9 protein-coding genes are annotated in these 12,094 nt (G+C 72.5%); all 9 read left to right on the top strand.

The features are described from left to right. The first annotated feature begins 8 nt into the window (after positions 1-8). The 9 genes from HGBR_RS13005 to HGBR_RS12965 are packed head-to-tail and all read left to right on the top strand — an operon-like array spanning position 9 to position 12,055. Positions 9-1,781 carry a peptidoglycan D,D-transpeptidase FtsI family protein gene (locus tag HGBR_RS13005; protein WP_026077589.1) on the top strand — a complete coding sequence of 591 codons (1,773 nt, stop codon included), beginning with the start codon at positions 9-11 and terminating at the stop codon, positions 1,779-1,781. After that, a complete protein-coding gene (locus HGBR_RS13000) occupies positions 1,781-3,310 on the top strand; it encodes a UDP-N-acetylmuramoyl-L-alanyl-D-glutamate--2,6-diaminopimelate ligase (RefSeq protein WP_245533345.1) in 1,530 nt (509 codons plus the stop codon). The genes HGBR_RS13005 and HGBR_RS13000 overlap by 1 nt, the downstream gene beginning before the upstream one ends. Position 3,311: 1 nt before the next feature. Then, positions 3,312-4,775: a UDP-N-acetylmuramoyl-tripeptide--D-alanyl-D-alanine ligase gene (locus tag HGBR_RS12995; RefSeq protein ID WP_019159781.1), complete on the top strand. Its 1,464-nt coding sequence runs from the start codon at positions 3,312-3,314 to the stop codon at positions 4,773-4,775. Beyond that, positions 4,772-5,860, top strand: coding sequence for a phospho-N-acetylmuramoyl-pentapeptide-transferase (gene mraY / locus HGBR_RS12990; protein ID WP_019159780.1), 1,089 nt, complete (start codon positions 4,772-4,774; stop codon positions 5,858-5,860). Before HGBR_RS12995 ends, mraY begins: the two co-directional genes overlap by 4 nt. Then, entirely contained in the window at positions 5,853-7,439 is a 1,587-nt protein-coding gene (gene murD, locus HGBR_RS12985; protein WP_019159779.1) for a UDP-N-acetylmuramoyl-L-alanine--D-glutamate ligase, read from the top strand. The genes mraY and murD overlap by 8 nt, the downstream gene beginning before the upstream one ends. After that, positions 7,436-8,728: an FtsW/RodA/SpoVE family cell cycle protein gene (locus HGBR_RS12980; RefSeq protein ID WP_147522498.1), complete on the top strand. Its 1,293-nt coding sequence runs from the start codon at positions 7,436-7,438 to the stop codon at positions 8,726-8,728. The genes murD and HGBR_RS12980 overlap by 4 nt, the downstream gene beginning before the upstream one ends. Beyond that, the gene (locus HGBR_RS12975; protein ID WP_019159777.1) at positions 8,725-9,897 is read left to right on the top strand and encodes a UDP-N-acetylglucosamine--N-acetylmuramyl-(pentapeptide) pyrophosphoryl-undecaprenol N-acetylglucosamine transferase; all 1,173 of its coding nucleotides are present in this window, start codon (positions 8,725-8,727) and stop codon (positions 9,895-9,897) included. Before HGBR_RS12980 ends, HGBR_RS12975 begins: the two co-directional genes overlap by 4 nt. 2 nt (positions 9,898-9,899) lie before the next feature. Next, positions 9,900-11,333 (top strand): UDP-N-acetylmuramate--L-alanine ligase, encoded by a 1,434-nt coding sequence (gene murC / locus HGBR_RS12970; RefSeq protein ID WP_019159776.1) that lies wholly within the window; start codon positions 9,900-9,902, stop codon positions 11,331-11,333. Continuing rightward, positions 11,330-12,055 (top strand): cell division protein FtsQ/DivIB, encoded by a 726-nt coding sequence (locus HGBR_RS12965; RefSeq protein ID WP_019159775.1) that lies wholly within the window; start codon positions 11,330-11,332, stop codon positions 12,053-12,055. The genes murC and HGBR_RS12965 overlap by 4 nt, the downstream gene beginning before the upstream one ends. The last annotated feature ends 39 nt before the right edge of the window (positions 12,056-12,094 follow it).

Raw genomic sequence — 12,094 nt, 5'->3', positions numbered from 1 at the left:
GAGACCGGATGGGACAGGCGCCCCGCACTCGGAGGCGATGGAGGCTCTCCCCGGCCGGTCGGATCCGTCTCGTGGGCGTCGCCTCGGTGGGCATCCTCTGCCTCGTCCTGTGGAACCTCGTCGCGATCCAGGGCGTCGACCAGCAGCAGGCGGCCCAACGCGCGCTGGAGGGACGCCTCACGGAGGTCGCGATCCCCGCGCACCGCGGCGTCATCCAGACGGCGGACGGGACGACCCTCGCCAGCAACGCCGCGCGGTTCCGCGTCGTGGTCGACCAGCAGAACGTGGCCGACTACGCGGACGAGGACGGTGAGCCGCTGGGGGCGTGGGGGGCCGCGCAGGACCTCGCGACCGTGCTCGACACGGATCCGGGGCTCCTCCACCCCAAGCTGGACGGCGACCGTCGGTGGAACGTCGTGGCGACGGGACTCACCAGCGAGGTGCGGGACGAGATCGCAGCCCTCGACATCCCCGGCATCACGTTCGAGGAGTACGCGATCCGGTCCTACCCCTCCGGCGCGGTCGCCGGCAGCCTCGTGGGATTCGTGGGTTCGGACGGCGAGCCGCTGGCGGGCCTCGAGTACAGGTACGACGATCAGCTGGCGGGCGTCGACGGTGTGCAGCAGTACGAGCGCGGACTGCGCGGCGAGCGGATCCCGCTGGGCGACACGAGCATCACCCCGGCAGTCGACGGCACCGGCATCCGCCTCACGATCGATCCGACCATCCAGCACTACCTGCAGGAGGCCGCGGCGGAGGCGGCGGACGAGCACGAGGCGGAGTGGGCCTCGATCGTCATGACGGACGTGAAGACCGGGAAGCTCCTCGCAGCGGCGGAGTCGCCCAGCGTCGACCCCAACGATCCGTCCGCGGTCGACGCGGAGGACCGCGGTGCCCGCGTCTTCACCGCCGCCTTCGAGCCGGGGTCCACCGCCAAGATGATCACGGTCGCCGCACTCCTGGAGGAGGGCCTGCACACCCCCACGGACGAGTTCACGGTGCCGGACCGATGGACCGCGCCCAATGACGAGGAGTTCCGCGACTCGTCCGCCCACGAGGATCAGAAGCTCACACTCACCGGGATCCTCGCGCAGTCGTCGAACACCGGCACGATCCTGGCCGGTGACAAGCTGTCCTCCGACCAGCGGTACGAGTACTTCACCCGGTTCGGATTCGGAGAGGCCACCGCCGTGGGCTTCCCCGGTGAATCCTCAGGCGTCGTCCACCCCGTCGACGAGTGGGACGGCCGCACGAAGTACACGGTCATGTTCGGGCAGGGCATGACCGCGACCGCCGTGCAGACGACCGCGGCGATGGCCGCGATCGCGAACGGCGGTGTGCTGCCCCAGACGCAGTTGGTCGACGGCACCGTCGACGCGTCCGGCCGCTTCACGCCGGCGGAGACGACCGCGGGGACGCGGGTCGTGTCTGAGGAGACCGCGGACCAGGTGCTCGACATGCTCGAGCACGTGGTGGTGGACGGCACTGCCGGGAACGCGGCCGTGCCCGGCTATCGGGTGGCGGGCAAGACCGGCACCGCGCAGGCTCCCGCGGAGGAGGGCGGCGGCTACGATGGCTACACCGCTTCGTTCGTGGGTGTCGCCCCCGCCGAAGATCCGCGCATCGCGGTGTCCGTCACACTGCAGCGACCCCGCAAGGGTTACTACGGTGGACAGTCCGCCGCTCCGGTGTTCTCCGATGTGACGGGATTCGCACTCCGTCATCTGCGGGTGCCGCTGTCCACCGGTGAACCCTCCGACACACCGACCGAATGGGAATGATGAAGCTCTCCGACCTCGACCTGCCGTCCGCCGCCCGGATCCTGGGGGATCCGGACCGCGCCGTCGACGGGGTGTCGCAAGACTCCCGCCAGGCCGCCGCGGGAGACCTGTGGGCGGCGCTGCCGGGCGCTCGCGTGCACGGCGCGGAGTTCGCGGCGGATGTGCTGGCCCGCGGCGTCCGCGCCGTGCTCACCGACACCCGCGGACTGGACCTCCTGCGCGCGGGCGAGATCGTCCTCGGCGATCTCTCCGTCGTCCTCGTCGAGGAGCCGCGCACGGTGCTGGGAGGGATCTCTGCACAGGTCTTCGGCACGGATCCGGAGTCCCCGCACCTGTACGGACTGACCGGCACGAACGGGAAGACGACGACCGCCTTCATCCTCGACGCGCTGCTGCGCCGGCTGGGGCGGACGACCGGGCTCATCGGAACCGTCGAGACGACGATCGCCGGGGTCCGCGAGCCGAGCGTGCGGACGACGCCGGAGGCGCCGGACCTGCACCGCCTCTTCCGTCGGATGCGCGACCGGGGCGTCGACGCCTGCACGATGGAGGTGTCCTCGCACGCGCTGGCGCAGCACCGCGCGGACGGCGCGCTGTTCCGGGTCGCGGGCTTCACGAACCTGAGTCAGGACCACCTGGACTTCCACCCCACGATGGACGACTACTTCGCGGCGAAGGCGACGCTGTTCACCCCCGCGCACGCGCGCGCCGGAGTGGTCGTCGTCGACGACGAGTGGGGCGAGCGGATGCTGCGCGCGGCGACGGTGCCCGTCCGGTCGCTGTCCGCGGACCCCGCGCGGACCCCTGACTACCGGCTGGAGAGGTCCGAGGCCCCTGAGGACTTCGTCCTCCACCTGCCGGACGGCGGGCGGGTCCCGGCCCGCTCACCCCTGCCGGGGGACTTCAACCGCACGAACACGGCGCTGGCTCTCGCGATGCTGCACGCGGCGGGAGAGACGGCGGAGCGGCTGACCGAGGCCGCCGACGACCTCGCGGTGGTGGTCCCCGGCCGCATGGAGCGCGTCCACGAGGCCGGTCCGCTGGCAGTCGTCGACTACTCGCACACCCCGGACGCGCTCGACAAGGTGCTGGGCGGCCTGGACGGGACCGGTTCGCCGCTCGTGCTGGTCGTGGGGGCCGGCGGCGACCGCGACGCGTCGAAGCGACATGCGATGGGGGCCGTCGCGGTGCGCCGCGCGGACGTGGTGATCGTCACGGACGACAACCCCCGCTCGGAGGATCCGGCGACGATCCGCGAGGCGGTCCTGGCGGGTGCCCGAGACGCGATCGCGGCGGGGGATGCGCGCACCGCGGTGGAGGACCTTCAGGAGTGCGCCTCCCGCGCGGACGCGATCATCGAGGCGGTCCGCCGGGCGGGCGGCACGGGCACGGTCCTGGTCGCCGGGAAGGGGCACGAGACGGGCCAGGAGATCGCCGGTGAGGTCCACCCGTTCGACGACCGGGAGCGGACACGCGAGGCGATCGCCTCGCATCCGGGCCACCGCGCAGCCGGTAGAGTTCAGGATTGATATGAAGCCTTTCTCAGCACAGGATCTGGCCGATGCCACGAGCGGTGAGCTCTACGGCATCGCACCGGACGCACAGCTCTCCGCCGGAGTCGTGACGGACTCCCGCGACGTCTCGACCGGTGACATCTACGTAGCCCGGCGGGGCGATCAGCGCGACGGACTCGACTTCGCCCCGGCCGCCCTGGCCGCCGGCGCCTCCCTCATCGTGGCGGAGGCGGTGCCCACCGTCGACGGGGAGCACCTGCCCACCCTGGTGGTGCAGGACGCGACGGAGGCGCTGGGCAGGCTCGCGCGACTCAACGTCGAGGCCCTGCGGGAGGCGGGCGATCTGACCGTCGTCGCGATCACCGGGTCCGCCGGCAAGACGACCGTCAAGGACCTCGTGGGCGACCTGCTGTCGTCCGCCGGCGAGACGGTGTGGCCGCCCAAGTCGTTCAACAACGAGGTGGGCGTGCCCCTGACCGCGCTGCGGGCGGACGAGTCGACCCGCTTCCTCGTGCTGGAGATGGGCGCCCGCTCGATCGGCAACCTCACCTACCTCACCTCTCTCGTGACACCGGACGTCGCCGTCGAACTCATGGTCGGCACGGCGCACTCCGGCGTCTTCGGGTCGATCGAGAACACCGCCCGCGCGAAGGCGGAGCTGGTCGAGTCGCTGCGTCCCGGCGGTGTGGCGGTGCTGAATGCCGACGACCCGCGCGTGCGCGCGATGGCGGACGTGCTGGGCGAGGGCGTCGACGTCCTCTGGTTCTCCGCCTCCGGCCGTACGAGCGTCGACGGATCGGACGCCCCGGTCGTGTTTGCGGAGGGGGTCGTCACGGCCGCCTCCGGCCGTCCCCGCTTCGCGCTGCACGTGCCGGGCGCGGACCCCGCGGACGTCGAGCTGGCGCTCGTGGGCGAGCACCATGTGTCGAACGCGCTGGCGGCCGCGGCGGTCGCGCACAGCTGCGGCCTCTCCGCACGGTCGATCGTCACGACCCTGGCGACCTCCGGTGCCGCCAGCCGCTGGCGGATGGAGCTCATCGATTCGCCCAGCGGCATCACGGTGCTCAATGACGCGTACAACGCGAACCCGGACTCGATGCGGTCGGCCCTCAAGACGCTCGCGGCCATGGGCCGCGGGGACGAGGAGAGCCCGTCCCGCCGCACGATCGCCGTCATCGGCGAGATGCTGGAGCTGGGGGAGGAGTCCCGCCAGGCGCACGCGGACATCGGCGAGCTGGTCGTCCGCCTCAACATCGACCGCACGGTCGTCGTGGGCGAGGGCGCGCGCCCGGCCTTCCAGGCCGCCGAGCTCGAGGGCTCGTGGGGCAACGAGGCCGTGTGGGTCCCCACCGTCGCCGAGGCCCGCGATCTGCTCAAGGCGGAGCTGCAGCCGGGCGACCTCGTGCTCTTCAAGTCGTCGAACGACGTGGGTCTGCGGTTCCTGGGCGATGAGATCGCCGGAGTGACGGTCACGTCATGATCGCCGTCATCCTCGCCGCGGTCTTCGCGCTCGTCTTCGCCCTCGTCGGCACCCCTGCCTTCATCGGCGTCCTCGTCAAGCGCGGCTACGGCCAGTTCATCCGCGACGACGGACCCAAGTCCCATGCGACCAAGCGGGGCACGCCCACGATGGGCGGCGTCGTCATCATCGGCTCCGCCGTCCTCGCCTACTTCCTGGGACACCTGCTCACCGGCTCCGTCCCCACCGTGTCCGGACTGCTGGTCCTCTGGCTGGCGGTGGGACTGGGCACGGTCGGATTCCTGGACGACTACATCAAGGTGTCGAAGCAGCGCAGCCTGGGTCTGCGCCCGCTGGGGAAGATCCTGGGACAGGGCTTCGTGGGCGTCTCGTTCGCCGTCCTGGCGCTGCTGTTCCCCAACGAGTCCGGCAGCACGCCGGCGTCGACGGCGATCTCCTTCGCCCGGGACCTGCCGATCGATCTGGCGTTCGCGGGCGCCGCTGTGGGCTTCATCCTCTTCATCCTGTGGGCGAACCTCATCGTCACCGCCGTGTCGAACGCCGTGAACCTCACGGACGGCCTGGACGGGCTGGCGGCCGGGTCCGCCGTCGTCGTCTTCACGGGATACATCATCATCACGCTCTGGCAGTCGACGCAGAACTGCGCTCTGCAGACCACCGCGGCCGCCGGCTGCTACGAGGTCCGCGACCCGCGCGACCTGGCAATGGTGGGTGCGGCCATGACCGCGGCCTGCCTGGGCTTCCTCTGGTGGAACACCTCTCCGGCCAAGATCTTCATGGGCGACACCGGCTCGCTGGCGATCGGCGGCGCCCTGGCGGGCATCGCGATCCTCTCGCGCACGGAGCTCCTGCTGGTTGTCCTGGGCGGACTCTTCGTCATCATCACGCTGTCCGTCATCATCCAGGTTGCGTCGTTCAAGACGACCGGCAAGCGCGTGTTCCGGATGGCGCCCCTGCAGCACCACTTCGAGTTGAAGGGCTGGGCGGAGGTCACGATCGTCGTGCGCTTCTGGATCATCGCCGTCCTCTTCGTGATCGGCGGCGTCGCCCTGTTCTACGCGGAATGGCTGGCGCACCTTGACTGATCCCGTCCCCGCCCCGGCCGCGCGCGCGTCCGCACTCGCGGAGTCCTACCCGCACGCGGACCGCGTGCCCGCCGCCCTGCAGGGACCGGACTCGTCGCTGGACGGTCTGCGGATCCTCGTCACCGGGCTGGGCGTGTCCGGGTTCCCGGTCGCGGCCCACCTGGGGGAGCGCGGTGCCGCCGTCACGCTGGTCGACGGCGACACGCGCCGCGACGAGTCGGAGCGCATCCGCATCCTCGAGGTCTTCGACGTCGACGTGCGGCGCGGACCGCAGCACGTCGAGGCGCTGCCCCAGCCCCGCGACGGGGGGCTGTTCGACCTCGTCGTCACGTCGCCCGGCTGGCGTCCCGACTCACCCGTGCTCGCAGGTGCCCGCGCCGCCGGCATCCCCGTCATCGGCGAGGTCGAGCTGGCCTGGCGGGTGCGCGGCGCGAACAGCGCGCCGTGGCTGGTCGTGACCGGCACGAACGGGAAGACGACCACGACGACGATGCTCGCGTCGATGCTCACCGCCGCGGGTCTGCGGACCCGTCCGTGCGGCAACATCGGCGATCCCCTCCTCGAGGCCGTGCTGGATCCGGAGCTGGACGTCCTGGCGATCGAGCTGTCCAGCTTCCAGCTGCACTGGCAGTTCTCGATGGGTGCGCACGCCGCCGCCGTCCTCAACATCGCGGACGACCACCTGGACTGGCACGGCGGGGCGCAGGCGTACCGCGCGGACAAGGGCCGCGCGTATGAGAACGTCGTCCGCGCCTGCGTCTACAACGTCGAGGACCCCGCCACCCGCACACTCGTGGAGGACGCGGACGTCGTCGAGGGCGCCCGCGCGGTGGGTTTCACGCTGGGCGTGCTCGGTCCCGGCTCACTGGGGCTCGTCGAGGACGTGCTCGTCGACCGCGCCTTCATCCCGCAGCGCTATTCGTCCGCCGCCGAGCTGGGCTCGCTGGCCGATGTCGCGGCCGCCGTGGGAACCGACGATCCGGGCCCCCACCACATCGCGGACGCGCTGGCGGCCGCTGCGCTGGCCCGGTCCGTGGACGTGCCCACGGGTGCGGTCCGCGACGGCCTGCGCGCGCACGCGCCCGGCGACCACCGGTCGCGCCTCCTCGCGGAGGCGGACGGCATCCGGTGGGTGGATGACTCGAAGGCGACGAACCCGCACGCCGCCGCCGCGGCACTGGCTGCCTGCGACTCCGCCGTCTGGATCGCGGGCGGGCTCCTCAAGGGCGCGTCCGTCGACGATCTGGTCTCCCGGGTCGCGCCGCGGCTGCGCTCCGCCGTGCTGATCGGCGAGGACCGCACCGCCCTGCGTGAGGCCCTCGCCCGACACGCCCCGGAGGTCCCCGTCGCCGAGGTCGTTGTGGACTCCGCGGTCCCCTCCGGGCCGCAGCGGGAAGACGCCGTCGCCCGGCGGGCCGTCGAACTGGCTGCGCAGGCAGCGCAGCCGGGCGACACCGTGCTGCTGGCCCCGGCGGCCGCGAGCATGGACCAGTTCGTCGACTACCGGGCCCGCGGCGAGCGCTTCGGCGAGGCCGTGCGCGCCCACCTCCTGTCGCACCCGGCAGCCGCGGACGGATGAGGGGGCCGGCGGTCGTGGGCGAGGAGACGACTGCGACCCGTGAGCGGGGGACGGACGGCGCATCCGCCGGTCTGGGCCCGGTCGCGGGACTCAAGCGCGTCCTGGAGCTTCCGGCGACCAGCTACGTCGTCATCCTCGTGAGCGTCCTCTCACTCACCGGCTTCGGCCTCATCATGGTGCTGTCCGCGTCCTCGATCACCGCGTACGACGGCGGTGAGGGGAATTCGTTCGGGATTTTCGCACGGCAGGCGATGTTCGCGGTCGCGGGCGTCATCGGGATGATGGCGCTCTCGCGGCTGGGACCGGGGTGGTGGAGACCGCTCGCCTGGATCGGGTTCCTCCTGGCGCTGGCGCTGCAGTCCCTCACACTCACCCCGCTGGGCGTCGAGGTGAACGGTTCGCGCAGCTGGATCGCAGTCGTGGGCTCGCTGCGTCTGCAGCCGGCGGAGCTGCTCAAGATCGCCTTCGCCTTGTGGCTGGGCGCCGAACTGGGACGCAACGACGTCCGTCAGCACGTGTGGCGGTCGTGGGGGATCGCACTTGCCGGACTCGTGGCCGCCGGAGGCCTCATCATGGCCGGACGCGACCTGGGCACCGCGATCATCGTCTTCCTCCTCTTCCTGGGGGCCCTCTTCGTCTCCGATCTGCCGGTCGGCACGGTCTTCGGCACCGCGGCCGCAGGTGCGGTCGCGGTGGGCCTCTTCGTCATCACGAGCCCCAACCGGCTCCAGCGCGTCCTCGCGTCGGTGAGCGGGCACGAGGGCGCCTCCGCCGACGACATGCTGGGGACGCACTGGCAGTCGTCCCACGGCGAGTACGCGCTGGCCTCCGGCGGACTCTTCGGGGTGGGACTGGGCGCCAGCCGCGAGAAGTGGTCGTGGCTGCCGGAGGCGCACAACGACTTCATCTTCGCGATCATCGGCGAGGAGCTGGGGCTGGCGGGCACGCTGCTCGTCATCGCTCTCTTCGCCGCGCTGGCGTGGGGCCTGCTGCGCGTCTCGCTGCGCGCGCGCGACCCGCTCATGCGCGTGACGACGATGGCGGTCTTCATGTGGATCATCGGCCAGGCGGCCGTCAACATCTCCGTCGTCGTCAAGCTGCTGCCCGTCATCGGCGTGCCGCTGCCGTTCGTGTCGTACGGTGGATCCGCGCTCGTCGCGAACCTCCTGGCCGCCGGCGTCGTCCTCGCGTTCGCGCGCCAGGAGCCGGGCGCGCGCGACGCGCTGCGCCCGCGCCGCCGCCGTCGCTCTCTGTCCATCCTCGCTCGCACCTCCGGAGGTCGCCCATGACGCTGTCCGTACTGCTGGCCGGCGGCGGCACCGCCGGCCACGTCTCGCCGCTGCTGGCGATCGCCGACGACATCCGGTTCCAGGAACCGGACGCGGACATCGTCGTGCTGGGCACGCAGGAGGGTCTCGAGACCCGCCTGGTGCCGGCCGCCGGCTACGACCTCGAGACCATCGCCAAGGTGCCGATGCCGCGCCGCCCGAACGCAGACGCGCTGCGGTTCCCCGGCCGCTTCCGCGGGGCCGTGTCCCAGGTCGTCCAGCTGCTGCGCGAGCGCAGCGTCGACGTGGTGCTGGGGGTGGGCGGATACGTCTCGACGCCGGCCTACCTGGCCGCGCGGCGTACGGGCACGCCCATCGTCGTCCATGAGGCGAACGCGCGCCCGGGCCTGGCGAACCGCGTGGGCGCACTCCTCACGCGGTCCGACCTCGTGGGCTACGCGTTCGCGGGGACCCCGCTGAAGGGCCGGCACGTGGGCATGCCCATGCGCGCCCGGATCGAGGCCGTCGACTACGACGAGGAGGAGCAGCGCCGCGCCGCGCGCCGCGCGCTCGAGCTCGATGAGGAGCTCCCCACCCTCGTCGTGACCGGCGGTTCGCTGGGCGCCCAGTCGCTCAACGACGCGCTGGCCGCCGCCGCGCAGTCGATCGGGGAGGCAGGCGTCCAGGTCCTCCACATCACGGGGGCCGGCAAGGGCGAGGCGCTGCGCGAGGCCGTCGCGGACCAGCCGCACTACCACGTCCGCGACTACGTCGACGGGATGGAGAACGCGTACCTCGCCGCGGACCTCCTCGTGTGCCGCGCGGGGGCGGGCACGGTCGCAGAGGTGAGCGTCATGTGGGTGCCCGCGGTCTTCGTCCCCCTGGCGATCGGCAACGGCGAGCAGAGGCTCAACGCCGCCGCGCACGTGGACGCCGGTGCGGCGCTCCTCATCGACGACGCAGACTTCACCGGGGACCTCGTCCGGGAGACGGTCCTGCCGCTCGTCACGGACGACGAACGATTGACGGCCATGCGCGAGGCCGCGCGCCGGGAGTCCTTCCCCGGCACCGCCGCGCGCACGATGACCCACATGGTCTACGACGCGGCGGGCATCGAGCACCCCGGCCGCGAGTACGGGCCACAGCAGTGGACGAAGCACGAGCGGTTCTATCGGACAGGTGGGGAGTGAGCATGACGGAAGCGGCGGACGCCATCGTCCCGGCGGCCCGGTTGGGGCGCGTCCACTTCATCGGGATCGGCGGCGCGGGGATGTCCGGCATCGCCCGGGTCATGCTGGCGCGCGGGATCGAGGTGTCCGGCAGCGACGCCCGCGACTCCGATGTCGTCACCGGCCTGCGGGCCCTGGGCGCGCACGTCGACATCGGCCACGCGGGTGACGCGGTCGACGCGGCGCAGACGGTCGTCGTGTCCTCCGCGATCCGCGCGGACAACCCGGAGCTCACCCGCGCACGGGAGCGGGGGCTTCGGATCATCCACCGCTCGGCGGCCCTGGGCGCACTCATGACCGACCGGCGGGCCGTCGCGGTCGCGGGCACCCACGGCAAGACGACGACGACCTCGATGACGACCGTCGCGCTCCAGGCGTGCGCGGCGGACCCGTCGTTCGTGATCGGCGGCATCCTCACCGCGACGGGTGCGAACGCCCACGAGGGCACCGGCGACGTGTTCGTCGCGGAGGCGGACGAGTCAGACGGCTCGTTCCTCCTGTACTCGCCGGCCGTCGGCATCGTCACGAACGTCGAGGCCGACCACCTGGACCACTACGGGACCGCCGAGGCCGTGGATGAGGCGTTCCACGCGTTCGCCCGCCGCGTCGCGGACTCCGGCGGCACCCTCGTCGCGTGCCTCGACGACCCCGGCGCCCGCGCGATCGCCCACGCCGCCGCGGCCCGCGGTGCGGACGTCATCGGCTACGGGACGGCGCAGCAGGACCCGGCCGCGGCCTCGGCGTCGTTCCGCACCGCCCGCGTCGTCCCCGTCGAGGCGCGGGGGCAGAGCCAGACGTTCACGCTGACCCTGGACGGCGACGATATCGCCGTGCGGCTCAACCAGCCGGGCGGGTACAACGCGCTCAACGCCGCGGCCGCTGTCTGCACCGCGGCCGCACTGGGCTACGACCCCGCTCAGGCCGCCGCCGGCCTGAGCGGATTCCACGGCACCCGCCGCCGCTTCGAGTTCCGCGGGCAGGCCGCGGGCGTGCGCGTCTACGACGACTACGCGCACCACCCCACGGAGATCACGGCGCTGCTGACCGCCGCGAAGGACGTCGTGGACCCCGGCGGGCGCGTGCACGTCGTCTTCCAGCCCCATCTCTTCTCGCGGACGCAGAACTTCCGCGAGGAGTTCGGCCGGGCGCTGGGCATCGCGGACGACGTCGTCGTGCTCGACGTGTTCCCCGCCCGCGAGGACCCCGTCCCCGGCGTCACCGGCGCGATCGTCGCAGACGAGGTCCCACACGACTCCGTCGCGTTCCTGCCCGCCTTCACCCAGGTCGTCCCGCACCTGCTGGACCGGGTGCGGCCCGGCGACATCGTGCTGACGGTGGGCGCCGGCGACGTCACCGTGCTGGGACCGGAGATCGTCGAGGCCCTGGGCGGGGCATGAGCGGAGCGGATGACCTCCGGGATCTCCGTCGCAGCCGTCTGCGGGCGCGCACGGTCCGCTGGGCCACGGCGCTGGGGATCGTGGGCGCGCTCGTCGCGATCGCGGCGGTGGCCTGGTTCTCCCCGCTGCTCGAGGTCGACGAGGTGACGGTGACCGGCGGTGAACTGGTCGACCGGGACGCCGTGCGGGCGGACGCCGAGGAGCAGGTGCTGGGCGTCCCTCTGCCGCAGGTGCGACGCGAGCGTCTCAGCACCCGGCTGGAGGAGGCGCACACGGCAGCGGAATCGATCGCGATCGAGTACGCGGGCCCCCGCGCACTGCGGATCGAGGTCGTCGACCGCACCCCGGTCATCGCAATCGTCGAGGGCGGGACCGCCACCCGGTTCGACGGGGGCGGCGTGCGGATCGACGAGGTGCCCGCAGACGGTCTGGAACTGCCGGTCCTGCGCGCGGACGAGGGCGTCGACGGCTCGTCCGCCGCGCGCGACGGGGCGGCCCTCCTCACCCAGATCGATGGAGCGATCCCGGCCCCGGTCGAGGAGCTGCGCGCCACCGCGGACGGCGAGTTCGAGATGCGGGTGCGCACGGACGAGGGGGAGGCCCTCATCATGTTCGGATCCGCTGAGGACGGTGCGCGCAAGGCGCGGATCGCCGCGATCCTCCTGGAGGAGGGGAACGAGACGGTCGACGTGTCCGTGCCGGACGTCCCCGTCGCCGGTTGAACGGCGCGTCTCCGGAGGATCGCCGTCCGACACTCCGGC

Origin of the sequence: Brevibacterium senegalense (assembly GCF_000285835.1) — a bacterium.
In the GTDB taxonomy this organism is placed as follows: Bacteria; Actinomycetota; Actinomycetes; order Actinomycetales; family Brevibacteriaceae; genus Brevibacterium; species Brevibacterium senegalense.
This window is presented reverse-complemented; position numbering and strand designations above follow the sequence as displayed.